Source organism: Pseudomonas guariconensis, from assembly GCF_900102675.1.
Classification (GTDB): domain Bacteria; phylum Pseudomonadota; class Gammaproteobacteria; order Pseudomonadales; family Pseudomonadaceae; genus Aquipseudomonas; species Aquipseudomonas guariconensis.
Genome location: NZ_FMYX01000003.1, coordinates 495,725 through 519,417, shown reverse-complemented (window position 1 = coordinate 519,417; position 23,693 = coordinate 495,725). Strand labels below are relative to the sequence as shown.

Here is a 23,693-nt window from a genome sequence, read left to right as displayed (position 1 = left end):
GGGCCGCACAGCGGCCCTCTTGCGTATCAGAACGAGATGTTCAGCGCCGCGAACACCGCACGCCCTGGCTGGTTGTAGGTGTTGGCCCCCGAGCTGCTGGCGTTGCCGCCGCGCAGGATCTGCTTGTCGAAGACGTTGTTCACGCCCACGCGCACGTCGTAGTTGGCGTTGAACTTGTAGCCTGCGCTCACATCCACCAGGCCGTAGGCGTCCACGTCCTGCTGGGCAGTTTTGTCGTAGTCCTGTTGGGTGCGGTAGTTGTAAGTCGGTGACTTCTGCTTGCCAAAGTAGGTACCCGCCACCTGGAACGACAGCTTGTCGGTCGCGCGCCAGTCGAGTGTGCTGTTGACGGTGTACTCGGGAATCACCGACAGCGGCTCGCCGGTGTCACGGTTGTCATTGTCGAGCATCCAGGTCAGGTTGGTGTTCCAGTCCAGGCTCGGCGTCAGTGCCATGAAGAAGTTGCCCTCGATCCCTTCCACCCGCGCCTTGCCCGCGTTCTCCCACTGGGTCACGCGGCGCCCGCCATTGATGGCGTAGACCACGTCGGTGCCACCGATAATCTTGTTCTGGTAGTCGTTACGGAAGTAGGTCGCGCTGGTGCGCCAGGTGCCACGGTCGTACAGCAGGCCGATTTCCTTGTTGACGCTGATCTCGGGCTTGAGGTCGTCGTTGCCCTGCAGGTAGCAGCCACCGGAGTTGCTCTGCTGCGTGCTGCAACCGTTGCCGCGGCTGTAGAGCAAGTAGTTCGGGTTGGACTGGTACAGGTTCGGGGTCTTGTACGCCCGGGCGATTCCGCCTTTGACACTCAGCGCATCGGTGAGCTTGTGCGACAGGTTCAGGCTCGGGCTGAAGTTGTCACCGAAGCGCTCGTGATGGTCGAAGCGCAGGCCCGGGGTGATGGTGGTATCGCCGACGATGATGTTGTCTTCGACGAACAACGCATAGCTGCGGGCGGTCATCTTGGTGTCGCTGCGGTCGAAGCCAATGATCGTGTCGCCGCCGCCGCTGGGGTCGAAGCTCTGCGGACGGAACGAGCCTTGGTCGTTGAGCGACTCATAGAGGTACTCGCCACCGAGGGTCAGCACATGCTCGGTGCTGCCCAGGGCGAACGGCAGGTTCACTTCGCTGCTCAAGCGTGTGTTGCGCAGGCGCGACATCGCCGAGCCGGCATCGTTGGGCGCCCCCTCGACGCTGCCGGCCAGGCCTTCGTTCAGGCGCCAGTTGCGCACGTACTCGTAGGCCAGCACGGTCTTGCTGGTCCCCCAAGTGAAGTCGCCCAGGTGGGTCAGGTCATAGGTGCCGCGCTGCATGACGTTGGTTTCATGGCCATACAGCTCGGACATAAGCTCCAGGTTGCCACCCCCGTTACTGTTCATGGTATCGCCGGCAAAGAGGTTGCCCTGGCGGCTGTAGCCGGCGCTGACTTCAAGGCGGTGCTCGTCGTTGAGCCTCCAGCTCAACAGGCCGTTGATGTCTTTGTTGCGCACGCCTTCCCGGCCGGCCACCAAGGCACTGTTGGCGTGATCGGCGTTGATGTCCAGGTCGTCGGCATCGGTCTTGGCCAGGCCGCCATAGAGGCGAAAACCCAGGTTCTCGGTCAGGCCGCCGCTGAGGTTGAAGTTGGCCCGTCGGCTAGCGCCTTCTGCACTGTCCTCAGGCAACTGGGTGAACAGGCTGACGTTGCCCTTGAATGCTTCGGTGGGGCGCTTGGTGATGATGTTCACCACACCGCCCATGGCACCGGAGCCATAACGTGCTGCGGCCGGGCCACGAAGAATTTCGATGCGCTCGACGGCCTCTGCCGGCACCCAGTTGGTCTCGCCACGGGTGTCACGGTCGCCGTTCCAGCCGTAACGCACCGAGTTGCGGGCGCTGGAGGGCTTGCCGTCGATGAGGATGAGGGTGTTTTCCGGGCCCATGCCGCGCAGGTCGATCTGGCGGTTGTTGCCACGCGCGCCGCTGGCGCTGTTGCCGGTCAGGTTGACCCCAGGCTCGCGGCGGATGAGCTCGGACAGGTCATTGGCCGGCGGATGACGCTTGATGTCCTCCTCAGTGATGATCGACGAACCCAGCGCCTGACGAGCCTCGCGCTCGGCGGTGACCAGGGTGTCCTGGATCACCAGCGCATTGCTGTCGATCGGCACTTCCAGTACTTCACCGGCCGGCCTCTCCTCGGCCTGGGCCGCGGTCGCCACCATGGCTGGCGAGGCCAGCGCGACGAAGGCCAGGGCCAGGCTGTTAGGTGAAGTTCTGGGTTGCATGGGGCATCTCCTGCGGTTCATGGGCAAAGGCACGACCCGGCCCGCCAGCCGACGAGCCATCGCCCACCGACCTTGCAGGCAAATTGCCGGGTCCACAGGGAGGCTGAATATAATGATTCTCAAATGGGTTTAAATCTTATTTACGAAATTTACAGATTGCCGAGGAACTTTCAAACGCCTCAGCCGATGGCTCTACGACGGGGTAATCCACTCTCCTAAGAGGCGTCGCGGCGGCAAGGCCGTTGCCCGAATATATGAAATTCCATATATTTGTTTTTCCGCATATTTTGAAGCAATCGTTGTTGCATGCTCACGCCGTCCTATTTCCCCCAGCGCCTGGCAGACGAAACCGCCAGTGCGTCACCTGCTGCCAAGGAGCGCGCACGATGCTAGCTGCCGCCGCTGTCTTTCTGTTCACCTTGATTCTGGTCATCTGGCAACCCAAAGGCTTGGGTGTTGGCTGGAGCGCCAGCCTCGGCGCGTTGCTCGCCTTGCTGGTGGGTGCTGTATCGCTGCAGGATATCCCCACGGTCTGGGCGATCATCTGGAACGCCACTGCCACCTTCATTGCCATCATCATCGTCAGCCTGTTGCTGGACGAAGCGGGCTTCTTCGAATGGGCTGCCTTGCACGTGGCGCGCTGGGCGCGCGGCGACGGGCGACGCCTGTTCATGTTCATCGTGCTGCTGGGAGCGGCGGTATCGGCGCTGTTCGCCAACGATGGGGCCGCCTTGATCCTCACCCCGATCGTCATGTCCATGCTGATGGCCTTGCGCTTCTCCGGCGCGGCCACCCTGGCCTTCGTGATGGCCGCAGGTTTCATTGCCGATACGGCGAGCCTGCCACTGGTGGTGTCGAACCTGGTGAACATCGTCTCGGCCGACTATTTCGGCCTGGGCTTCTCGACCTATGCCTCGGTGATGCTTCCGGTCAACTTGGCTGCGGTGCTCGCCACCTTGCTGGTGCTGTTTCTGTACTTTCGGCGAGACATCCCGGCGCACTATGCGCTCGACGACCTCAAGCCCCCGGCCATGGCCATCCGCGACCGCGCCACCTTCCGCGTCGGCGTGTGGGTATTGGTCGCACTGCTGGCAGGCCTGTTCGTCCTGGAGCCGCTGGGTATCCCCATCAGTGCCGTGGCGGCAGCCTGCGCCGCCGTGCTGTTCATCGTGGCCGCCCGCGGTCATGTGATCGCCACCCGCCGCGTGCTGCGCGAAGCGCCTTGGCAGATCGTGGTGTTTTCCCTGGGGATGTACCTGGTGGTCTACGGCCTGCGTAACGCCGGGCTGACCGACTCGCTCACCGCCCTGCTCGATCGCCTGGCCGCCCAAGGCCTGTGGGCTGCCACTCTGGGCACCGGGTTGGTCGCAGCGCTGCTGTCTTCGGTGATGAACAACATGCCCAGCGTACTGATCGGCGCCCTGTCGATCCATGCCAGCGACGCTCAAGGCGTGGTGCGCGAGGCGATGATCTACGCCAACGTCATCGGCTGCGACCTGGGCCCGAAGATCACCCCGATCGGCAGTCTGGCAACCCTGCTGTGGCTACATGTGCTGGCGCGCAAAGGCGTGCGTATCACCTGGGGCTACTACTTCAAGGTCGGCATCCTGCTGACCCTGCCGGTGCTGCTTGTCACCCTCTCGGCATTGGCCTTGCGGCTAAGCCTCTGAGCCCGAAAGTCCTGCGATGCCGCCGGCTCACGTGGCAGCACACCTGCGCCTTGGCCACTCACGTTATCTCAATCGCCAGTCCCCATGTCCTACAGTGAATACGGTCGCGTCCATTCGGACGCGGCACGGATTCCGAGGTCTGCGATGCGTGGCGCTGACAACTTCGATTCATCACCGCCCAGCCGGGCACTCCCCTCCATCCCCCGCAGCGTCTGGGCATTGGGCTTCGTCTCGATGTTCATGGACATCTCGTCGGAGATGATCCACGCCTTGCTGCCGCTGTACATGGTGTCGGTGCTGGGCACATCGGTGGTCGCGGTGGGGTTAATCGAGGGCGTGGCCGAGGCGACGGCGTCGATCACCAAGGTGTTTTCCGGCGCGCTCAGCGACTGGCTGGGCAAACGCAAGCTGCTCACTGTGCTCGGCTATGGCCTGGCAGCCTTGACCAAACCGGTCTTTCCATTGGCCTCAGGGCTGGAATGGCTGACCGCAGCGCGTTTTGTCGACCGTATCGGCAAGGGAATCCGCGGAGCACCGCGTGATGCACTGATCGCCGATATCACGCCGACTGGGCTGCGCGGCGCGGCTTTCGGCCTGCGCCAGGCGCTGGACACCGTGGGCGCCTTTGTCGGGCCGCTGCTGGCGATCGCGCTGATGTGGCTGACCGCCAGCCACTTCCAGACAGTGTTCTGGGTGGCGGTGATTCCAGCGTTCCTCGCCGTCTTCGTGCTGATCGCCTGCGTCCACGAGCCCGACGCCCCTACCCCTGGGCGGGCGGTGCGCTCGCCATTGGCACTGGACGAACTGGCGCGACTGGGCCCGGCGTACTGGCGGCTGATCGGTCTGGTCATGGTGTTCACCCTGGCGCGTTTCAGCGAGGCCTTCTTGCTCCTGCGCGCCCAGGACATGGGCCTGGCGCCACTCTGGGCACCGGCGGTGCTGGTGCTGATGGCCTTGGCCTATTCGCTGTCGGCCTACCCCGCGGGTGCGCTGTCGGACCGCGTCGGCCGCCGGGGCGTGCTGATGATGGGGCTGGGCTTGCTGATTGCCGCCGACCTGGCGCTGGCCTTGTTGCCGGGCTGGGCCGGGCTGGCATTGGGAGTGGTGGTGTGGGGGCTGCATCTGGGCTTCACCCAAGGCATCTTCAGTGCCTTGATCGCCGACAGCGCACCGGCGAACCTACGCGGCACAGCATTTGGCCTGTTCAATCTGCTGTCGGGTGTGGCCCTGCTGATTGCCAGCGTGATGGCCGGCCTGCTGTGGGATGGGGTCGGCTACCAGGCGACGTTTCTGGTCGGCGCCGCGTTCGCCAGCGCCACCCTCGCCGGGGTGGCGCTGCTGCGTGGCGCGAGCGCGGGCTGAGCCCCGCTAAGCCAGCACGTCTTGGGTCGGCTGCTGTTCAAGCAACGACCAAGCACCCTGCCCATCCATTTCCAGGCGGTGAGTGTGGAACGTCGCCAGCGTGCTGCGGTGTCCGACACTGACCAGCAAGGTGTCAGGCATTTCGGAGCGCAGCAATGAATACAACGCATGCTCCAGCCCTTCATCCATCGCTGAGGTGGACTCGTCGAGGAACACGACCTGTGGCCGGTTGAACAACAACCGTGCGAAGGCCAGGCGCTGCTGCTCGCCCACCGAGAGAATGTTCGACCAATCGTTGCTGACCTCCAGGCGCTCGGCCAGGTGGGCCAGGTTGACTTGACGCAGGGCCTGTTGCATGCGCGCATCGTCTGCGGCTGTCGCAGGCGCGGGATAAGCAATAGCGGTCCGCAAGTCACCCAACGGCACGTATGGGCGCTGCGACAGGAACAACGCCTGGTTGCCCAGCGGCCGTCTGACCTCACCCTCGGCATAAGGCCACAGGCCAGCCAGGGCGCGCAGCAAGGTGGTTTTGCCGCTGCCCGAAGGCCCTTTGATCAACAGCGCCTGGCCGGCACGCAGACGCAGGTCCAGGTCGGCGATCAGCGTATGGCCGTCCGGGCGCAATACCTGCAAGCCGGCGATCTCCAGCCCCTGCGCCTGCTCCTGGGTGGTTACCCGAGGAAGCGTGCTGGCCTGTTGGTTGGCGTCGAGAAACCCGGTGAGACGGTCAAGAGTGGCGCGATATTGGGCAAACGTGTCGTAGGACTCACGGAAGAACGACAGCGAATCCTGAACCTGGCCGAACGCCTGGGAGGTCTGCATCACATCCCCAAGCTTGATCGCCCCACTGAAGAACCGCGGCGCCTGGAGAATGAACGGAAACACCACGGCGACCTGGCTGATGCCCAGGTTGAAGCCGTTGAACTTCAGGCTCCGATAGACCAGCGCCCAGACGTTGACGATCAGTGCGCCAAAGCGTCCCAGCAAGGTCCCCCGCTCGACCTGAGCACCCTGGTAGAAAGCGATGTTCTCAGCGTTTTCACGCAGGCGCATCAGGGCATAACGGAAGTTCGCGGTGAGTTTTTCATTCAAGAAATTCAGGCGGATCAGCGGCCGCCCGAGGCGAAATGCGATCCACGTGGCGACGATCACATACAGGTACACCGCAAATACCATCGCCCGGGGGATTTCCACCCCACCCAGCGTCAAGGGCGCCGACAGCCCCCACAGGATCGCGGTGAACGCCACCAGCGAGACCAGCGCACTGACGGCGCCCAAGGCCAAGGACACCGAACCTGTGACGAACGCGTTGACGTCCAGTTCGATACGCTGGTCAGGGTTGTCCACCGGCTCGGCGAGAAACCGCCCGCGGTAATAGGCATCGCCCTTCATCCAGTCTGCGGTCAGGCGCTCGGTGAGCCAGACACGCCAATCAATGTTGAACGCCTGGGTGACGTAATAGGTGAACAGCGAGCGCAGCACATGGATGGTGGCCAGCACCGCGAACACGCCCAGCAGGTACCAGAAGGCTGTCTGGTCCAGGGCCTGCAAGGCGCTGTAGAAGCCGTTGTACCAGAACGAGAACAGCACGTTCAGGCGCACCGAGAACAGCGTCAGCACCAGCAACAGGGCAAACACCAACAGCGGGCGCCAACTGCGTCTGAAACTGAAGTAAGGCCCGGCGAGGGACCAGAATTGACGCCCCCAACGCGTAAAACGCACCGCCAAAGCGCCAGCGGCGGTGAAACCGATGAGGGTGATGATGGAGGCGATTGCGAGCCAGCTCAGGCTTTCTTGCAGGGCCTGGTGCCAGTTCATGTCCATAGCGGGGTATCCATTTGCGAGGTTTTTGCGAGCGTAGCATTCCCCGACGATTTATCTGGCATCCATGACGGACTTTTCATGTTTGCCAGGCGCCAATCGCGGGACACGTCGAAGCGCCTAACCTGCGCACCGGCTTGCCCCGCGATCGGACTGCAAAGCAGCCCTGCTGGTCTACGGCCTCACGCCGCCTGCTGCAGCGCCTCCTTCACCAACGGATCCACCCCCTCCCCGCCATCAGCCTGCAGTCGCTCCCCCAACTGCCGACGCATCGCCGGCGTCCAGAAGCTTTGCAAATGCTGCCTCACGCCCTGCACTGCCAGCGCCCGGTCAGGCTCGCTGGCAAAGTACTGGGCAATCTGGTTGGCCATCTTGACCAGGCTGTCATGACCGCTCATCGACGCACCTCGGCTTTCTCGGATTTCTCGGCCTGGCGACGCTCCTTGAGCAGGCGCTGTTGCTCGTCACTGAACGCCTGGTAACGCTTCTGCCATTCCGAGGGCTGGAACACCTTGACCACCTCTACCGCCGTCACTTTGTACTCAGGGCAATTGGTGGCCCAGTCGGAGTTGTCGGTGGTGATCACGTTGGCGCCGGATTCGGGGAAGTGGAAGGTGGTGTACACCACCCCCGGTGCTACGCGGGAACTGACCTTGGCCCGCAGTACGGTCTGCCCTGCCCGGCTGCCCACGCCCACCCAATCGCCATCGCTGATACCACGAGCCTCGGCGTCGTTGGGGTGGATCTCCAGGCGGTCTTCGGCGTGCCAGGCGACGTTGCCGGTACGTCGGGTCTGGGCGCCGACGTTGTATTGGCTGAGTATACGGCCAGTGGTCAGCAGCAGCGGGAAGCGGCTGTTGACCTTCTCGTCGGTAGGCACGTAGCCGGTGAGCATGAAGCGCCCCTTGCCACGCACGAACTGGTCGATGTGCATGGTCGGGGTGCCGTCGGGCGCTGCGTCGTTGCACGGCCATTGCAAGCTGCCATGGCGGTCGATCTCGGCATAGCTGACCCGGTGGAAAGTCGGCGTCAGGCGCGCGATTTCGTCCATGATCTCGGACGGATGACGGTAGTCCATCCGATAGCCCAGGGCGTTGGCCAGGGCGACGGTGGCTTCCCAGTCGGCCTTGCCGGCCAGCGGGTCCATGACCTTACGCACCCGCGAGATGCGGCGCTCGGCGTTGGTGAAGGTGCCGTCCTTCTCCAGGAAGGAGCTGCCCGGCAGGAACACGTGGGCGAACTTGGCCGTCTCGTTGAGGAAGATGTCCTGCACCACCACGCACTCCATGGCCATCAAGGCCGCGGTGACGTGCTGGGTGTTGGGGTCGCTCTGGGCGATGTCTTCGCCCTGGCAGTAGAGCGCCTTGAAGCTGCCATCGAGGGCCGCCTCGAACATGTTGGGGATGCGCAGGCCCGGATCAGGCTGCAGGGTCACGCCCCAGGCCTGTTCGAACTCGGCGCGCACGGTTTCGTTGGAGATGTGCCGGTAGCCCGGCAGCTCGTGAGGGAACGAGCCCATGTCGCAGGAGCCCTGCACGTTGTTCTGTCCCCGCAGCGGGTTCACGCCCACGCCTTCACGGCCGACGTTGCCGGTGGCCATGGCCAGGTTGGCGATGCCCATCACCGCGGTACTGCCCTGGCTGTGCTCGGTGACCCCCAGGCCGTAGTAGATCGCCGCGTTGCCGCCGGTGGCGTACAAGCGGGCGGCTTCGCGGATCTGCTCGGCAGGCACGCCGCACACCGGGCCAAGCGTCTCCGGGGCGTTTTCCGGCAGGCTGACGAAATCACGCCAGCGGGCGAAGTCTTGCGCCTCGCAGCGAGCATCGACGAACGGCTGGTCCACCAAGCCTTCAGTGACGATCACATGGGCCAGGGCATTGAGCATGGCCACGTTGGTACCCGGACGCAGTTGCAGGTGCAACTCGGCGCGGGCGTGGGGCGAATCCACCAGGTCGATGCGCCGTGGGTCGATGACGATCAGCCGCGCGCCCTGGCGCAGCCGGCGCTTGAGCTGAGAGCCGAACACCGGGTGGGCGTCGGTGGGGTTGGCGCCGATCACCAGGATCACATCGGCCTGCATCACCGAGTCGAAGCTCTGGGTACCGGCGGATTCGCCCAGGGTCTGCTTGAGGCCATAACCGGTCGGCGAATGGCACACCCGCGCGCAGGTATCGACGTTGTTGTTGCCGAAAGCGGCGCGTACCAGCTTCTGCACCAGGTACGCTTCTTCGTTGGTGCAACGGCTGGAGGTGATGCCGCCGATGGAGTCACGTCCATGCTTGAGCTGGATACGCCGGAACTCGCTGGCGGCATAGTTGACCGCCTCGTCCCAGCTGACCTCTTGCCACGGGTCGTTGATGTGCTTGCGGATCATCGGCTTGGTGACGCGATCCGGGTGGGTCGCATAGCCCCAGGCGAAGCGGCCCTTGACGCAGGCGTGGCCGTGGTTGGCGCCGCCGTTCTTGTCCGGGACCATGCGCACCAGTTGGTCGCCCTTCATCTCGGCGCGGAACGAACAGCCCACGCCGCAGTAGGCGCAGGTGGTGATCACCGCGCGCTCGGGCTGGCCCAGCTGGATCAGGCTCTTCTCGCTCAGGGTCGCGGTCGGGCAGGCCTGCACGCAGGCGCCGCAGGATACGCACTCGGAGCTCAGGAAGTCGTCACCACCGGCAGCCGCCACGCGGGACTCGAAACCACGACCGGTGATGGTCAGGGCGAAGGTGCCCTGGATATCTTCGCAGGCGCGCACGCAGCGGCTGCAGACGATGCACTTGCTCGGCTCGTAGTCGAAGTACGGGTTGGAGACGTCCTTCTTCTCCTTCAGGTGGTTGGCACCGTCGTAGCCGTAGCGCACCTCGCGCAGGCCGACCTGGCCCGCGACCGTCTGCAATTCGCAGTTGCCGTTGGCCGAACAGGTCAGGCAGTCCAGCGGGTGGTCGGAGATGTACAGCTCCATGACATTGCGCCGCAGATCGGCCAGGCGCGAGGTCTGGGTCCGCACCACCATGCCTTCGCTCACCGGCGTCGTGCACGAAGCCGGGTAGCCGCGCATGCCCTCGATTTCGACCATGCACATGCGGCAGGAGCCGAAGGCTTCCAGGCTGTCGGTGGCGCACAGTTTGGGAATGGTGGTGCCAAGCAAGGCCGCGGCGCGCATCACCGAGGTGCCGGCAGGCACGCTGATCTCACGGCCATCGATGACCAGGCTGACCTGCACGTCGCTTTCGCGGGCGGGGGTTCCCAGGTCGAGGTCGTTGGTGGGGTCGAAGAAATTGATCACTGGGCGGCCTCCGTGGTGGTCAGACCGAAGTCAGCAGGGAAATACTTGAGGGCACTGGCCACCGGATACGAGGTCATCCCGCCCATGGCGCAGAGCGAGCCGTACTGCAGGGTGTCGCACAGGTCGCGCAGCAACAGCGCCTGGTCTTCACGCTCGGCCATGTCGGTGCTGGCGATCAGCCGATCCACCACTTCCATGCCGCGGGTCGAGCCGATCCGGCAAGGGGTGCATTTGCCGCAGGATTCCTCGGCGCAGAACTGCAAGGCAAAGCGGGCCATGCTGGCCATGTTCAGCGTGTCGTCAGCTACCACCACACCGCCATGACCCAGCATCGCGCCCATGGCAGCGAAGGCCTCGTAGTCCAGCGGCGTGTCGAAGCCACTGGGCGGCACCCAGGCGCCCAACGGCCCGCCCACCTGTGCGGCCTTGAGCGGCCGGCCACTGGCCGTGCCGCCACCGTAGCCTTCCACCAACTCACGCAGGGTAAGACCGAAGGCACGCTCCACCAGCCCACCGTGGCGAATGTTGCCAGCCAGTTGGAACGGCATGGTGCCCAGCGAGCGGCCCATGCCAAAGTCGCGATAGAACGCCGAACCCTTAGCCAGGATCACCGGCACCGAGGCCAGGGTGAGCACGTTGTGCACCAAGGTTGGCAGGCCGAACAGGCCTTCGAGGGCTGGCAACGGTGGCTTGGCCCGCACGATCCCCCGCTTGCCCTCGATGGACTCGAGCAGCGCGGTTTCCTCGCCGCAGATATAGGCGCCGGCGCCGACCCGCACTTCCAGGTCGAAGGCCAGGCCGCTGCCGGCGACGTCATCGCCCAGGTAGCCTGCCGCGCGGGCGATGTCGAAAGCGGCATTCAGTGCACGGATCGCATCCGGATACTCCGAACGCACATAGATGTAGCCCTTGGTGGCGCCGACGGCCAGGCCGGCGATGGCCATGCCCTCGATCAGCAGGAAGGGGTCGCCTTCCATCAGCATGCGGTCGGCGAACGTGCCGGAGTCACCTTCGTCGGCATTGCAGACCACGTACTTCTGCGCAGCCTGCGCGTCACGTACGGTGCGCCACTTGATACCTGCCGGGAATGCCGCACCACCCCGGCCACGCAGGCCAGAGTCGAGCACCGCCGCGACCACGTCCGCGCCATCGAGCGCCACGGCCCGGGTCAGGCCTTCGAAGCCCCCGTGGGCGCGGTAGTCCTCGAGCGACAAGGGCCGGGTGATACCGGCACGGGCGAACAGCAGGCGCTGCTGGGTTTTCAGATAAGGGATCTCGGCCACCGGCCCAAGGGCCAACGAATGGCCCGCCGGCTCGCTCACCAAGGCATCCAGCAGGCTCGGCACATCCTCGGCGGCAACCGGGCCAAAGCCCAGGCGCTCGCCGGCTTGTTCCACTTCGACCAGCGGCTCCAGCCAATAGAGGCCGCGAGAGCTGGTGCGTTGAATGTCCACCGGCAGCTGTCGGCGCTCGGCCTCGCGGGCCAGTGCGTCGGCGACCTGGTCGGCGCCTACCGCGCGGGCGACCGAATCGCACGGAACGAATAGCTTCAGCATGCTTCTTCCTCCCGGCAGCCGTTGACCAAGGCGCTCAGGCGCTCAGGGGTCAGGCGCGCGTGCAGTTGCCCGTCCAGTTCCAGGGCTGGCGAACAGGCGCACGCACCCAGGCAATACACCGGCCGCAGACTGATGGCGCCATCGGCGGTGGTGCCGTGATCGTCCAGCGCCAACTGCTCACGCAATTGCGCGGCCAGCGCCTCGGCGCCCCGGCTCTGGCAGGACTCGGCCCGGCACAGGCGCAAGGTATGGCGCGCCGGGGGCGACGTACGGAAATCGTGATAGAAGCTGATCACCCCGCGCACCTCAGCCAGGCTGAGGTTCAGGGCATGGGCGATTTCAGGGACGGCGACGTCAGGCACGTAGCCTGCGTCTTCCTGGATGGCATGGAGGATCGGCAGCAAGGCACCGGCGGTGTCCTTGTAGCGCTCCAGCACGCGCTGGATCAATGGCAGGTGAAGCGTCTCTTCAGGCATACAGCGGACCTCGGCATCACGGACCGCTGCAGGGCAAGCGTCCGGCGTCTTCTGCTGCGGCGCACCGTCCATGTCACGGTCACATGGTCACCGGGCGCCCTCCGTACCTAGGCCCTGCGTCTGCGCGCAGTGGGTCCGTAGGCATCCTGCAAGCATGGCACCCCTGGCGCTGGAAGGTTGCGCCCAAGCGACAGGGCTCATTCTGAAACCGACGCGGGGATGGTACCTCTGCGATCGAATCTGCCTGGCGTCTTGCGGCGCCTTGGTTTTCCAAAGCCAAAGCACAACGCCGCCAAGCAGAAGAACGATTGTCACGCCCAACGCTCTCTCAGCTGGCACTTTGCCGATATTGCATCGGCATGTGACCTGCACGATTCGAAGCCATGGGAGCGTCAGGCGCTTACATCTGTCACAACAGGTCGGGGAACGCAGCGCCAAGCAGGACCGGATCCTTCAGGATCGATGCACTGCTGGCGATATCCGGGGCCAGCCAACGGTCCTGGGCATAGGCCGGGACCCGTTCGCGCAACAACCGCCAGGCAATGTGGGTACCGGCGCCAAAGCGTTGCTGCTTGAGAAACTCGAACGCTTGGGCCGCCAACAGGTATTCGATGGCGAGGATCTGCGTACAGTTCTCCAGAGCCCGGTGCAGCTTCAACCCGGCATTGGTGCCCATGCTCAAGTGGTCCTCCTGCAGCCCGGAGGTGACGTAGTTGTCGATGACTGCCGGTTGTGCCAGCTGACGGTTTTCAGCACAGAGTGAAGCGGCCACGTACTGAACAATCATCATGCCCGAATTCACACCCGGTTGGCTGACCAGAAAAGCCGGCAAACCGCTTACCAACGGGTTGATCAGGCGATCGAGACGACGCTCGGCAATGGCCCCGATCTCGGCCACCGCGATGGCCAGCAAGTCGGCCGCCATGGCCACGGACTGGCCGTGCGGGTTGGCCTGGGAAACCACCCGGTACGACTCGGGTGTACCCAGCAACATCGGGTTGTCGGTAGAGGAGTTGAGTTCGGTCTCGATCTGCCGCGCCGCGTGTGCCAACTGATCGCGCGCGGCGCCATGCACCTGCGGAATCGAGCGAATGCTCAAGGCATCCTGGGTGCGAATGCCACGGCTGCTGGCAATGATCTCGCTGCCGTCCAGCAGGCGGCGCAAGTTGCTGCCCACACGCTGCATGCCCGGGTGCGGTTTCATCGCGATGATTTCAGGGTCGAAGGCATCGAACTGGCCACGCAGGGCCTCGAAGCTCATGGCGCCGATGACATCGGCCCATTGGCTCAAGCGCGTGGCGTCGTCCAGGGACAGGCAGGCCAGGCCGGTCATGCACGGGGTGCCGTTGACCAAGCACAGACCATCCTTGGCTCCCAGTTTCAGCGGTGACAGGCCGACCTCGGCCAAGGCTTGCTGCGCCGGCACGATCTGGCCACGGTAGCTGACCAGGCCGACGCCCAACAAGCTGATACTGATATGGGCCATGTGGGTCAGGTAGCCCACCGAACCCTGTTTCGGCACCTGCGGGGTGATGTGCTCGTTGAGCAGCGTCAGCAGCGCCTCGACCACCTTGCGCTGCAAGCCGGAACGGCCCTGGCAGAAATTGATGATCGCCGCGCACATGATCGCCCGGGTCTGTTCGTCCGACAGCGCCGTACCCACGCCGCAGGCATGGCTGAGCAAGGTGTTGCGCGACAGCTGGCTGAGTTGTTCGTCCTGCAACGACACATTGCACAGGGCGCCAAGCCCGGTATTGACGCCATAGGCGCGCTCACCGCTGGCAACGATGCGCTGGACGATCGCCTGGGCGTTCTCGATCCGCGCCCAGGCCGATGGGGCCAGCTCAAGCTTCGCCCCATGCCGCGCCACGGCTACCACATCCTGCCAGCGCATAGGCGCTTCGGCGATGATGATTCTTTCGGCAATCGACATACACGCGGTTCCTTAAAGCGAAGCTACGCGGCGTTGCACGAAACGATCGACGTATTCGTCCGCAGGCTGGTAGAGAATTTCCTTCGGTGTGCCGACCTGGATCAGGCGACCGTCCTTGAGAATGGCAATGCGGTTGCCGATACGCACCGCTTCATCCAGATCGTGCGTGATGAAGACGATGGTCTTGTGCAGGGTTTTCTGCAGCTCAAGCAACTGGTCCTGCATTTCGGCGCGAATCAGCGGATCGAGCGCACTGAAGGCTTCGTCCATGAGGATGATGTCGGTATCGGCGGCCAAGGCTCGGGCCAGGCCGACGCGTTGACGCATGCCACCTGACAACTGATGCGGGTACGATTTTTCGTAGCCCTTGAGGCCCACGGTGTTGATCCAGTGCAGCGCTCGCTCAGCGCACATGGCCTTGCTCTCACCACGGACTTTCAGGCCATACGCGACGTTGTCCAGCACGGTGCGGTGCGGCAACAGGCCGAAGCTCTGGAACACCATGCTGATCTTGTGCCGGCGGAATTCGCGCAGGGCTTGCATGTCGTATTGCAGGATGTTCTCGCCATCGACCAGGATCTCGCCGCTGGTCGGCTCGATCAGGCGGTTGAAATGACGCACCAGGGTCGACTTGCCCGAACCCGACAGCCCCATGATCACGAAGATCTCGCCGCTGCCGATGGACAGCGAGAGATCGTTGACCCCGACCACGCAGCCGGTTTGGGCCAGCACCTGATCCTTGGCTTTTTTCTGGCGGATCATTTGCAGGGCATCTTCGGCGCGAGCACCGAAAACCTTGAAGACATGCTTGACTTCGATCTTGTTCATCATCGGCTTGTCGCTCATTTGCCCACCCCATGCCGTGGCCGGCCATAGGCCTGGGTAATACGGTCGATCACGACCGCCAGAATCACGATGGCCAGGCCCGCTTCGAGGCCGCGGCCCACGTTCAGGGTCTGGATGCCGACCAGCACATCTTCACCCAAGCCACGAGCACCGATCATCGAGGCGATGACCACCATCGACAGGGCCATCATGGTGGTCTGGTTGATCCCGGCCATGATGCTCGGCAATGCCAGTGGCAACTGCACGCCGAACAGTTGCTGCAGGCGATTGGCACCAAAGGCATTGATCGCCTCCATGACCTCGCCGTCCACCTGGCGAATGCCTAGATCGGTCAGGCGAATGAGCGGCGGAGCGGCATAGATGACGGTGGCAAAGATCGCCGGCACCTTGCCTAGGCCGAACAGCATCAGGACCGGAATCAGGTACACGAAGCTGGGCATGGTCTGCATGATGTCGAGCAATGGCATCAGCACCGCCCGCAGCCGATCGTTACGCGCCGAAAGGACACCCAGCGGAATGCCGACCAGGACCGAGATCAGCGTGGCCACCAGCATCAGCGCCAAGGTCTGCATCAGCTTGTCCCACAGGCCTACCGCACCGACCAGGAACAGCAAGCCGACGATCACCACCGTGGTCACGACTTTACGGGTGGAGTGCCAGGCGATGCCCGCGACGATGGCCAGGACCAGCCACCAAGGAGTTGCGCGTAGCAGGCCTTCGAGGTTGACGATGGCCCACAACAGAGTGTCGGAAATGTGCCGGAACACATCACCGTAGTTGCTTACCAGCGCATCGACCCAGCCATTGACCCAGTCGGCAATGGAAAACGTGAAGTTTTTCGGAAACATGGAATTGTCTCGAGCAAGTGCATGGAGCGGACCGTCGCGTGGCCTGTCCGGCAGGAGCCGGACGACCCCACAGGCTCAGAGTGCTGCGCCTACCTTTTTGGCAGCGTCTTCGCTGACCCAGCTGTGCCAGATTTCGGGGTGTTCCTTGAGGAACAACCTGGCCAGCTCGGGCGACTCGATACGGTCCTTGCTCATGCGCGCCAGGTTCTGGTTCAGCAGGTCGATCGGCAGATTGATCTTTTCGAGCACCGCCACCAGTTCCGGCGCCTGCTCGTGGAAGGCCTTCGACACCCCAACCTTGATGGTCACGGATTTATCCACACCGGGTTGCTCGTCCAGCTTGACCAGGTCGGCCTGGCCCATCAGCGGGGTCGGCGACCAGTAATAGAACAGGATCGGCTCGCCGCGCTTGTAGCTCGACAGAACGGCGGCATCCAGTGCCGGGCCGGTGCCCGGGCGGAAGTTGGTATAGGCGTTTTCCAGACCATAGCGCTTGAGCATTTCGCTGTTGTCCAGCTCACAGGTCCAACCAGCCGGGCAATTGTAGAAGCGCCCTTTGTCCGGCTCTTCCGGGTCCTTGAAGACTTGGGCGTATTGCTTGAGATCGGCGATGCTCTTGAGGTTTGGCGCCTTGGCTTCGAGATTGCGCCCGGCATCGCCTTCGATCACATAACGCGGCACATACCAGCCTTCGACCGCACCAACCACCGGCGAGCCGATGCCGACGACCTTGCCGGCCGCCGCAGCCTTGTTCCAGACCTCGCTGCGCCCTACCCACTCTTCAGCAAACACCTGGATATCGTTGCTGCTCAAGGCGTTTTCCATGGAAATGGAATTACCCGGCAGGCTGTCGGTATCACAGCCATAACCATTTTTCAGCACGAACTGCATCACGTCGGTGAGCAGCATCCCGCTTTCCCAGTTCAAGCCGGCGAATTTCACCGGCTTGCCAGACTCGCACCAGCCGGCCGCCTGGCTGACGCCAGCGGACGCCAGCAGCCCGAAAGAAAGTGTCGTAGTCAGCAGAGCCTTTGTAATTGTCATTGTGACGCTCCCAAACAAGAACATTGATTGCAGTAGTCGAGGGCATCCGGCCCAAAGAGGGACGCCAGACTGGCTGAGGACCCTTGCCTTGGTGAGCACTGCGTGGGCGAAATATTTCATAACCTAAAAAAAGGATAAAATAATAAGTACTGATGCATCACAAAGGTAAAACCTATGAAGTTCACACTGCGGCAACTTCGCTATGCGCTCGCAGCGGCCAAGCACGGAAACCTGACCACTGCCGCCATGGAACTTCATGTTTCACAACCCTCCATCTCGGCGGCTATCACCGAACTGGAGGAGGTGCTGGGTCAATCCATCTTCATACGCCAACGTGGCCTTGGCATATCGCTGACCCCTTTTGGTCGTACCGTCATGGTCCAGGCCCGTCGCGTTCTGGCAGAAGCTCAGACCTTTGCCGAGATCAATACCAATGCAGGCGAGTGCGTCGGGGAATTGGTGGTGGGATGCTTTGAAGACCTGGCGCCCTACTGCCTGCCACAAATCGTGCGACGGATGCAGGAGTCCTGCCCAAGGGTCACTGTCGATATGCGCGATGGCAGCTTCGATTATGTTGGCAAGCGGCTGGCTGAGGGGGCGATAGAGTTGGCGATCACCTACGACCTGGGTTTACCGCCGAACACTCAATGCACTCAACTGTGTCAGTTGACCGCTCAGGTACTGCTCTCGGCCGATCACCCACTGGCCAAACAGTCGCGTGTCAGTCTCAAGGCGCTCTCCGAATACACCTTGGTCGTCACCGATCAGGCCCAAAGTTGGCAGCATGTGCTAGACCTGTTCAGCTTTTACGATCTGTCACCCGCGGTCGTGCACCGGGTGCGCACGTTCGAGTTGCAGCGTAGCCTCGTCGCAAATGGGTTTGGCGTTGCGCTGATCTACACCCGGCCGTTTGGTGACCGCAGTTATGACGGTCAAGCGCTGGTATGTCGGCCGACCGAGGAAAAACTGCCAACGCATAGCATCGTGCTGGCGCATGATCAGCGCTATCCGTTGACGCCTTCGGCTGAGGCGTTCAAGGAGTTGGCGGTGGCCTGGTTCGCGGAAAGACCGTCGTTTGCATCCGAATGAACAACGGGTGGGCAAGCCCTGATTGGTCGATGGCCTACCACTGCTCGCGTCCACCGGCACCTGCAGAGACACCTCAGAGACAACACTCCACCAACCCGGTCTTCCGTCGCTTCACCCAAGCCTGCGCTGCCTGCTTGCGGGCGAACGTCTGGGCTTCTTGGTAGACTAGGGCACCGTTTTTCTCGAGGCGGATCTGGACGGTATCGCTCACCGTACCATCGGCCTTTTTCCTTGCTCTGATCGTTGCCCTATTTTCGATGGTACGAGCGTGATTGGCAGTGGTACATCCCACCACTGTCACACCCAAAACGCCCTCAAAACCCCGGAAGATGGTACAAAAATGCGTAGACCAGAATGCCCTTAGAAACAGCCTTAACACCACAAACCACACGCCCCGAGCCCTCTCGGCGATTTAGCGTTGCACCGATGATGGATTGGGCAGGTACTTCCTAGAGCCCTTTGTGTACGCAACCTTCAGGAAGTACAAAAGCCTTTCGTACCATTTTTGTACCACTCACTTTATGACCAAGCCAGTCAGGTATTGAAAGTCAATACGGCTAAGAAATGGGACCGAACCCGCGCTGCCTTCACAGCTAGCCGCATTAGGGCCGCTTAAACCTAGTAGCCCATGATGATCAGCCGACCTTCGCTGGCCTGTAGCATCCTGATATTTTTCCCTAAATTTGCTCTACCACCCCAGACCACACTTTCCCACATATTGAAAATTCGCTCGCAAGCGTGCATCGTCCGGCTTCCACAGCCTCTCCATAAGCGCAGATCGCGACGCACGGAAAGCACATGAAAGCAAGAGATATCTTCACCCCCGGCCGCTTCCCCAGCTATACATTCGTAGATGACCATCTGGTGACCAAACGAGAGGCGCTCGAAAACGCCCTGGACACCGGATCGATGCTGATTTCAGTTTCTGGGCCCTCGAAATCAGGGAAGACCGTCTTCATCGAAGAGGCGATAGGCAAGGACAAAATCATTCAGGTGACTGGCGCAGGAATCAATACCGTAGATTCCCTTTGGAAGCGAGTTTTTGATTTACTCGGAACTGAATTGCCAACCACTCAAACCAGATCCGCCTCTACTACCAATGGTTTCTCAGCCAAAGGAAGCGCTAGCGGAAATATCTTCGTTGCCAAAGCTGGGGCGGAACTCGCAGCCAATCACACCTCGACTGACTCAGACACCATTACCTCGAATCTGACAATCGACTATTTGCAATTGCTGATCCAGGAGCTGGCTGACCAAGATCTAACTGTTTTCATTGATGATTTTCATTACATCCCTAGAGATGTCCAAGCGGAAATCGCCAAACAGATTAAAGAAGCAATCCGCAGTAACGTTAAATTCATCGTCGCCTCAGTCCCCTACCATGCGGACGATGTAATTCGAAGCAATCCCGATCTGCGGGGGCGCATTGTTTCCATTGATTTCGGTTATTGGAACATCGATCTCCTAGAGAAAATTGCACAGAAAGGCTTCGCCGAGCTGGGGATTACCTGCGACACCACTATGATTCGGATACTTGCCGATCAGGCTGCGGGCTCGCCACAGCTGATGCAGTATCTCTGTCTCAACTCTTGCTATGCAACAGGGGCACGAGAGAAGGTTCTTACAACTCACATCATTCCAAACGATCAAAGCTTACTTGAGCGTATCTGTAAAAGTACCGTCCTCTCTACCGACTACAGCTCTGTTGTCGACAAGATGATGGAGGGACCACGGGTACGGGGCTCTGATCGGATCAGCCATATGCTAAAGGATGGGAGTACCGGCGACGTCTACTCCTTGCTTATCAAATGCCTCGCAATCGATCCTCCGCAGCTGACGCTACGTTATGATGATCTCGTGGCTCGAGTGAAATCTCTGTGCCAATCCCAAACTCCGAGTGGTTCAAGCATTACTGGTGCCTGCAGTCACATGGCCAAGATCGCTAATGATTCGGCCGGTGAGAACATCATTGAATGGGACGGCGATAATGACGTGCTGGACATCCGCGACCCTTATTTGCTGTTCTACATTCGATGGGGTGAGATTTTCAGCTGAAGGCTGTTGGCCTTAGCTATACATACACCAATTGTGCTGGGGTATTAACCAGAAAAAGCGCCCAAGCCCCGTGTACAAAGGGCTTGGGCGCTTTTTTATGCCTGCTGCGAGATCGCCCAAAGGGCATAGAGGGGCATAGAATGGCGCTCGGTTTGCCCCATTTTTGCCCCACGGTATCGTTAGTGCCGCGTGCGGTCATCCGCCGATCTGAGCTGATATTCCGTCACCGCTTGGTACAACGAATCCGCGATCAGACGCAGCCGCTCAATCTCAACCGCTGGCCGCCCTTCAGCCTCAGCTTGGTGATACGCACGTGTGGCCTCTATGGCTTCTCGTATCAACTGCTCGCCGGCCTCGACTACCCCTTCCAGTGTCTTTTTCACCCGTCGCTCCAGCCTGCATTCAAGCTGCATGTTACTACCTGAGCCTGCCGGTATAACGATTTTGCATGGGGAGATCCAACCCTTATACTGTATGGATATACACATAAGGTAATCCAACCCATGTCTGCAGACGTAATCGACCCGCAACCCATTCGATTAGTCCTGGATGACGAACAGCTCGAGGCCATGGAGTGGCTGAAGGAGCAATTGCCGCTCGGCTTCCTGCCCGGGCACTGCGCCGAGGCGCGCTCCATGCTGGGCTGGAGCGTAGAAGCCTTGGCATTCCGATCCGGCGTGTCCCCTCGAGCAATACGGTGCATCGAGAACGGGGCCGAGCTGCGCCGCGTCACGATGCAAGCGCTCGCATTCGCCATGGAGGCGGAGGGCCTGGTGTTCTTCCCCGGCCACCCTCCTCTGCGCGCTGGCAACTGCCGAGGGGCTACACCCGACCCTAGGACACGGGACGACTATCACCTGCTCGAGTGACGGTCGCGCTCAGCGCACCCGCCATAGCTGATCGATCCGTGTCGTGTATGAGCGGCTCATCATCTCGCGGCGCATACCCCAGTCGGGGGTGCGGGGGACGCTAGCGGTGCGCATTGTGCCGCGCCCGTACTTCCCATTGATCTCGTCCAGCACCGACATCAGCCGGTCACAGGCCACCGGCTGTGTAATAGCGAATAGATCATCGGTGAACTCCCCCGGCTGCCGCAGATCCATCAGCAACACCTCGGCCTTGCTGTAACGGAACCCCGGCCGGTAGACCTGCTCCACAGCCTCGGTGGCCGCTCTGGTGAGCAGCAGCGTATCGTTGGTGGGGTAAGGTAACTCCACCAGGGCGCCCTTGGCGTACTTGGCTTCGTCCGGGTTGAACATGCCAGTACGGATGCTCACCCGCATGCGCTTGCACACCGAGCCCTGCGCCCGGAGCTTCTCCGCCGCTCGCCCGGTGTAGGTGGCCACCGCCTGTTTGATCGGCGGCAACTCGGTCAGCCGCTTGCCGAACATCCGACTGCAGCAGATCTCCTGTTTGGGTGGAGCCGCCTCCTCGAGCTCGAGACAAGGCGTTCCCGCAAGCTCCCTGGCCGTCTTCTCCACCACAACACTGAACTTCTGGCGCAACGTCCACGGGTCCGCCTTGGCCAGATCCATCGCCGTGCGGATCCCCATCGCCTCGAGGTGGGCAGTCATTCGCCGACCGATGCCCCAGACCTCGCTGACTTCTGTATTGCGAAGGACCCAGTCACGCTTGAACGGGTCGCAGATATCGACCACACCCCCGGTCTGCTGCTGCAGGCGCTTCGCCGTGTGGTTGGCCAGCTTCGCCAGGGTCTTGGTGCGAGCAATGCCCACACCTACCGGGATGCCGGTGCACTTGAGCACCTTGGCGCGGATCTGCCGACCGAGCTGAGTCAAATCACCCTGGATACCTGACAGGTCCGCGAAGCACTCATCGATCGAATACACCTCTGCAGCCGGCACCATCGATTCGATCAGGGACATGACCCGCTCACTCATGTCACCGTAGAGTGCGTAATTCGAGGAGAACGCCACGATCCCATGCCGACGCAGCTTGTCCTTGATCTGGAAGAAGGGTTCGCCCATTTTGACGAACGGCTTCGCATCATAGGACCTGGCGATCACGCAGCCGTCGTTATTGCTCAGCACTACGATAGGGGTTTTGGCCAGATCCGGCCGGAACACGCGCTCACAGCTCGCATAGAACGAGTTGCAATCGATCAGGGCGAACACCGGTTCACTGGGCATGATTGCGCACGCTGTAGCGAACCACGCCCCAGATCACCAGGTCATCACCCTCCATCACGTGCCTGGGCGGGTAGGCAGGATTCTCCGACTGCAGGATCACTACGCCATTGCGTCGGTACAACCGCTTGCATACGGGCTCGGTATTGATCGCGGCGATCACGATGTCGCCGTGCTCGGCATCGCTGCTACGGTCTACGATCAGAAGGTCACCGGAAAAAATGCCGGCTCCCTGCATGCTGTCGCCCTCGACCTGGACCAGGTACACATGCGGCGCACGCAAGTCGAACAACTCATCCAGGGAGATCTGCCGCTCCATATGATCCGCAGCAGGCGAAGGAAAACCGGCGGGCACGCGGAACGAGTAGACGGGCAACTTGGTGGGGCCACCGGTTGGCATTCCCAGGATTGTGATGGACATGATGGACTGACCCAGCAAAACTGTATAAACATACAGTTAACTGGTAGATCGGGCTCCGGTCAATGCCCGAGCTTGCAGATCCCGATAAACGCTTGAGGTGGACTATGTGTGGGCGGTACTCGATCTACGATGCAATGGACGACTACCTGCGCCATCTGGCTGCGGATCGGACGGTTATCAACGGTTACGACCATGAGCGGATTAATCGCTACAACGTCGCACCCTCTACCCGAGTTGAGCTGATCCGGCAGACCGCCGACGGCCTGCGGGTAGATCGCGTGAAGTGGGGATGGGCGCCCTTTTGGGCGAAAGGGAAGCGTCCCGACCCGATCAATGCGCGGGCCGAAACGGTGATGACGGGAAAATTCTTCAAGGCGTTATGGCCAGTAGGGCGCGCCCTGGCCCCGGCGAACGGCTGGTTCGAGTGGATACCCGATCCAGCTGATCCGAAGCGCAAGCAGCCCTACTACATCACAGCCGCCAACAACGAGCCGCTGTTCTTCGCAGCCCTGGCAGAAGTCCATGGCGGACTCGAGCCTGACGACCGCGACGGCTTTGTGATCATTACCGCTGCAGCGGACGAGGGCATGGTGGACATTCACGACCGCAAACCACTGGTCCTCACTCCCGACCTGGCCAGGGAGTGGATGGCCCCCACCACAACGGCCGAACGCGCCGAAGAAATCGCACGGAACGGCTGTCGCCCTGCCGCTGACTTCAAATGGCACCCTGTCAGAAAACTGGTGGGGAACGTGCGAAACCAAGGACCGGAGCTGATCGGCCCGATTCCCTGGCCCCCGGCAAAATGTCAGGACCATGCTTGAATCAATAAAATGAAAGCCTTGTCGTATTGATTCAGACCAGCTTTGACACGAAATCAA

Annotated in this window: 19 protein-coding genes and 1 pseudogene; 6 read left to right on the top strand and 14 right to left on the bottom strand. The window is 61.8% G+C overall.

The window, feature by feature from the left end:
* Positions 1 to 26: 26 nt before the first annotated feature.
* The gene (locus tag BLS27_RS07795) at positions 27 to 2,264 is read right to left on the bottom strand and encodes a TonB-dependent siderophore receptor (protein ID WP_090344004.1); all 2,238 of its coding nucleotides are present in this window, start codon (positions 2,262 to 2,264) and stop codon (positions 27 to 29) included.
* Positions 2,265 to 2,650: 386 nt separating this feature from the next.
* Here BLS27_RS07795 and BLS27_RS07790 point away from each other — a divergent pair, with 386 nt between their 5' ends.
* Together BLS27_RS07790 and BLS27_RS07785 are read left to right on the top strand one after the other, a co-directional pair.
* Positions 2,651 to 3,934: an arsenic transporter gene (locus BLS27_RS07790; RefSeq protein ID WP_090344002.1), complete on the top strand. Its 1,284-nt coding sequence runs from the start codon at positions 2,651 to 2,653 to the stop codon at positions 3,932 to 3,934.
* Between the two features lie 144 nt (positions 3,935 to 4,078).
* On the top strand, positions 4,079 to 5,296 hold the full coding sequence (locus BLS27_RS07785) for an MFS transporter (RefSeq protein ID WP_090344000.1): 1,218 nt from the start codon (positions 4,079 to 4,081) through the stop codon (positions 5,294 to 5,296).
* Positions 5,297 to 5,302: 6 nt separating this feature from the next.
* Here the strand turns inward: BLS27_RS07785 and BLS27_RS07780 are convergent, their stop codons facing one another.
* The 9 genes from BLS27_RS07780 to BLS27_RS07740 all read right to left on the bottom strand — a co-directional run bounded on the left by BLS27_RS07780 (position 5,303) and on the right by BLS27_RS07740 (position 17,100).
* On the bottom strand, positions 5,303 to 7,120 hold the full coding sequence (locus BLS27_RS07780; RefSeq protein ID WP_090343998.1) for an ABC transporter ATP-binding protein/permease: 1,818 nt from the start codon (positions 7,118 to 7,120) through the stop codon (positions 5,303 to 5,305).
* A gap of 179 nt (positions 7,121 to 7,299) precedes the next feature.
* A complete protein-coding gene (locus BLS27_RS07775; protein ID WP_070571044.1) occupies positions 7,300 to 7,515 on the bottom strand; it encodes a formate dehydrogenase subunit delta in 216 nt (71 codons plus the stop codon).
* Positions 7,512 to 10,397: a formate dehydrogenase subunit alpha gene (gene fdhF / locus BLS27_RS07770; RefSeq protein ID WP_090343996.1), complete on the bottom strand. Its 2,886-nt coding sequence runs from the start codon at positions 10,395 to 10,397 to the stop codon at positions 7,512 to 7,514. The genes BLS27_RS07775 and fdhF overlap by 4 nt, the downstream gene beginning before the upstream one ends.
* The gene (locus tag BLS27_RS07765) at positions 10,394 to 11,953 is read right to left on the bottom strand and encodes a formate dehydrogenase beta subunit (RefSeq protein ID WP_043212921.1); all 1,560 of its coding nucleotides are present in this window, start codon (positions 11,951 to 11,953) and stop codon (positions 10,394 to 10,396) included. The genes fdhF and BLS27_RS07765 overlap by 4 nt, the downstream gene beginning before the upstream one ends.
* A complete protein-coding gene (locus BLS27_RS07760; protein ID WP_043212943.1) occupies positions 11,947 to 12,429 on the bottom strand; it encodes a formate dehydrogenase subunit gamma in 483 nt (160 codons plus the stop codon). The genes BLS27_RS07765 and BLS27_RS07760 overlap by 7 nt, the downstream gene beginning before the upstream one ends.
* A 409-nt stretch (positions 12,430 to 12,838) precedes the next feature.
* Positions 12,839 to 14,362 carry a histidine ammonia-lyase gene (gene hutH, locus BLS27_RS07755; protein WP_090343994.1) on the bottom strand — a complete coding sequence of 508 codons (1,524 nt, stop codon included), beginning with the start codon at positions 14,360 to 14,362 and terminating at the stop codon, positions 12,839 to 12,841.
* Between the two features lie 12 nt (positions 14,363 to 14,374).
* The gene (locus tag BLS27_RS07750; RefSeq protein WP_371906654.1) at positions 14,375 to 15,193 is read right to left on the bottom strand and encodes a quaternary amine ABC transporter ATP-binding protein; all 819 of its coding nucleotides are present in this window, start codon (positions 15,191 to 15,193) and stop codon (positions 14,375 to 14,377) included.
* 11 nt (positions 15,194 to 15,204) lie between these two features.
* Positions 15,205 to 16,056 carry an ABC transporter permease gene (locus BLS27_RS07745; RefSeq protein ID WP_070571041.1) on the bottom strand — a complete coding sequence of 284 codons (852 nt, stop codon included), beginning with the start codon at positions 16,054 to 16,056 and terminating at the stop codon, positions 15,205 to 15,207.
* 75 nt (positions 16,057 to 16,131) lie between these two features.
* Entirely contained in the window at positions 16,132 to 17,100 is a 969-nt protein-coding gene (locus tag BLS27_RS07740; RefSeq protein WP_043212914.1) for an ABC transporter substrate-binding protein, read from the bottom strand.
* Positions 17,101 to 17,274: 174 nt separating this feature from the next.
* Here BLS27_RS07740 and BLS27_RS07735 point away from each other — a divergent pair, with 174 nt between their 5' ends.
* Entirely contained in the window at positions 17,275 to 18,189 is a 915-nt protein-coding gene (locus BLS27_RS07735) for a LysR family transcriptional regulator (protein ID WP_043212912.1), read from the top strand.
* A 91-nt stretch (positions 18,190 to 18,280) separates the two neighbouring features.
* On the opposite strand, the pseudogene BLS27_RS23970 reads toward BLS27_RS07735, so the two are convergent.
* Positions 18,281 to 18,448, bottom strand: a pseudogene (locus tag BLS27_RS23970) (site-specific integrase); the annotation flags it as partial.
* Between the two features lie 539 nt (positions 18,449 to 18,987).
* Here BLS27_RS23970 and BLS27_RS07725 point away from each other — a divergent pair.
* Complete coding sequence (locus tag BLS27_RS07725; protein WP_090343990.1) at positions 18,988 to 20,244, top strand: hypothetical protein; 1,257 nt, start codon at positions 18,988 to 18,990, stop codon at positions 20,242 to 20,244.
* A 179-nt stretch (positions 20,245 to 20,423) separates the two neighbouring features.
* Here BLS27_RS07725 and BLS27_RS07720 read toward each other — a convergent pair whose 3' ends face one another.
* Positions 20,424 to 20,627, bottom strand: coding sequence for a hypothetical protein (locus BLS27_RS07720; RefSeq protein WP_372340663.1), 204 nt, complete (start codon positions 20,625 to 20,627; stop codon positions 20,424 to 20,426).
* 186 nt (positions 20,628 to 20,813) lie between these two features.
* Between BLS27_RS07720 and BLS27_RS07715 the strand changes: the two genes are divergently transcribed.
* A complete protein-coding gene (locus BLS27_RS07715) occupies positions 20,814 to 21,113 on the top strand; it encodes a helix-turn-helix domain-containing protein (RefSeq protein ID WP_090344058.1) in 300 nt (99 codons plus the stop codon).
* 9 nt (positions 21,114 to 21,122) lie between these two features.
* On the opposite strand, the gene umuC is transcribed toward BLS27_RS07715, so the two are convergent.
* Entirely contained in the window at positions 21,123 to 22,394 is a 1,272-nt protein-coding gene (gene umuC, locus BLS27_RS07710; protein WP_090343985.1) for a translesion error-prone DNA polymerase V subunit UmuC, read from the bottom strand.
* Entirely contained in the window at positions 22,384 to 22,812 is a 429-nt protein-coding gene (locus BLS27_RS07705; protein ID WP_090344056.1) for a LexA family protein, read from the bottom strand. The genes umuC and BLS27_RS07705 overlap by 11 nt, the downstream gene beginning before the upstream one ends.
* Before the next feature lie 104 nt (positions 22,813 to 22,916).
* Between BLS27_RS07705 and BLS27_RS07700 the strand changes: the two genes are divergently transcribed.
* Positions 22,917 to 23,636, top strand: coding sequence for an SOS response-associated peptidase family protein (locus BLS27_RS07700; RefSeq protein WP_090343983.1), 720 nt, complete (start codon positions 22,917 to 22,919; stop codon positions 23,634 to 23,636).
* Positions 23,637 to 23,693 lie beyond the last annotated feature (57 nt).

Bases quoted from the DNA above. Each gene is read 5' to 3' on its own strand.
- BLS27_RS07795 (WP_090344004.1), bottom strand. From the start codon at position 2,264: ATGCAACCCAGAACTTCACCTAACAGCCTGGCCCTGGCCTTCGTCGCG.
- BLS27_RS07790 (WP_090344002.1), top strand. From the start codon at position 2,651: ATGCTAGCTGCCGCCGCTGTCTTTCTGTTCACCTTGATTCTGGTCATC.
- BLS27_RS07785 (WP_090344000.1), top strand. From the start codon at position 4,079: ATGCGTGGCGCTGACAACTTCGATTCATCACCGCCCAGCCGGGCACTC.
- BLS27_RS07780 (WP_090343998.1), bottom strand. From the start codon at position 7,120: ATGGACATGAACTGGCACCAGGCCCTGCAAGAAAGCCTGAGCTGGCTC.
- BLS27_RS07775 (WP_070571044.1), bottom strand. From the start codon at position 7,515: ATGAGCGGTCATGACAGCCTGGTCAAGATGGCCAACCAGATTGCCCAG.
- BLS27_RS07765 (WP_043212921.1), bottom strand. From the start codon at position 11,953: ATGCTGAAGCTATTCGTTCCGTGCGATTCGGTCGCCCGCGCGGTAGGC.
- BLS27_RS07760 (WP_043212943.1), bottom strand. From the start codon at position 12,429: ATGCCTGAAGAGACGCTTCACCTGCCATTGATCCAGCGCGTGCTGGAG.
- hutH (WP_090343994.1), bottom strand. From the start codon at position 14,362: ATGTCGATTGCCGAAAGAATCATCATCGCCGAAGCGCCTATGCGCTGG.
- BLS27_RS07750 (WP_371906654.1), bottom strand. From the start codon at position 15,193: ATGATGAACAAGATCGAAGTCAAGCATGTCTTCAAGGTTTTCGGTGCT.
- BLS27_RS07745 (WP_070571041.1), bottom strand. From the start codon at position 16,056: ATGTTTCCGAAAAACTTCACGTTTTCCATTGCCGACTGGGTCAATGGC.
- BLS27_RS07740 (WP_043212914.1), bottom strand. From the start codon at position 17,100: ATGACAATTACAAAGGCTCTGCTGACTACGACACTTTCTTTCGGGCTG.
- BLS27_RS07735 (WP_043212912.1), top strand. From the start codon at position 17,275: ATGAAGTTCACACTGCGGCAACTTCGCTATGCGCTCGCAGCGGCCAAG.
- BLS27_RS07725 (WP_090343990.1), top strand. From the start codon at position 18,988: ATGAAAGCAAGAGATATCTTCACCCCCGGCCGCTTCCCCAGCTATACA.
- BLS27_RS07715 (WP_090344058.1), top strand. From the start codon at position 20,814: ATGGAGTGGCTGAAGGAGCAATTGCCGCTCGGCTTCCTGCCCGGGCAC.
- umuC (WP_090343985.1), bottom strand. From the start codon at position 22,394: ATGCCCAGTGAACCGGTGTTCGCCCTGATCGATTGCAACTCGTTCTAT.
- BLS27_RS07705 (WP_090344056.1), bottom strand. From the start codon at position 22,812: ATGTCCATCACAATCCTGGGAATGCCAACCGGTGGCCCCACCAAGTTG.
- BLS27_RS07700 (WP_090343983.1), top strand. From the start codon at position 22,917: ATGTGTGGGCGGTACTCGATCTACGATGCAATGGACGACTACCTGCGC.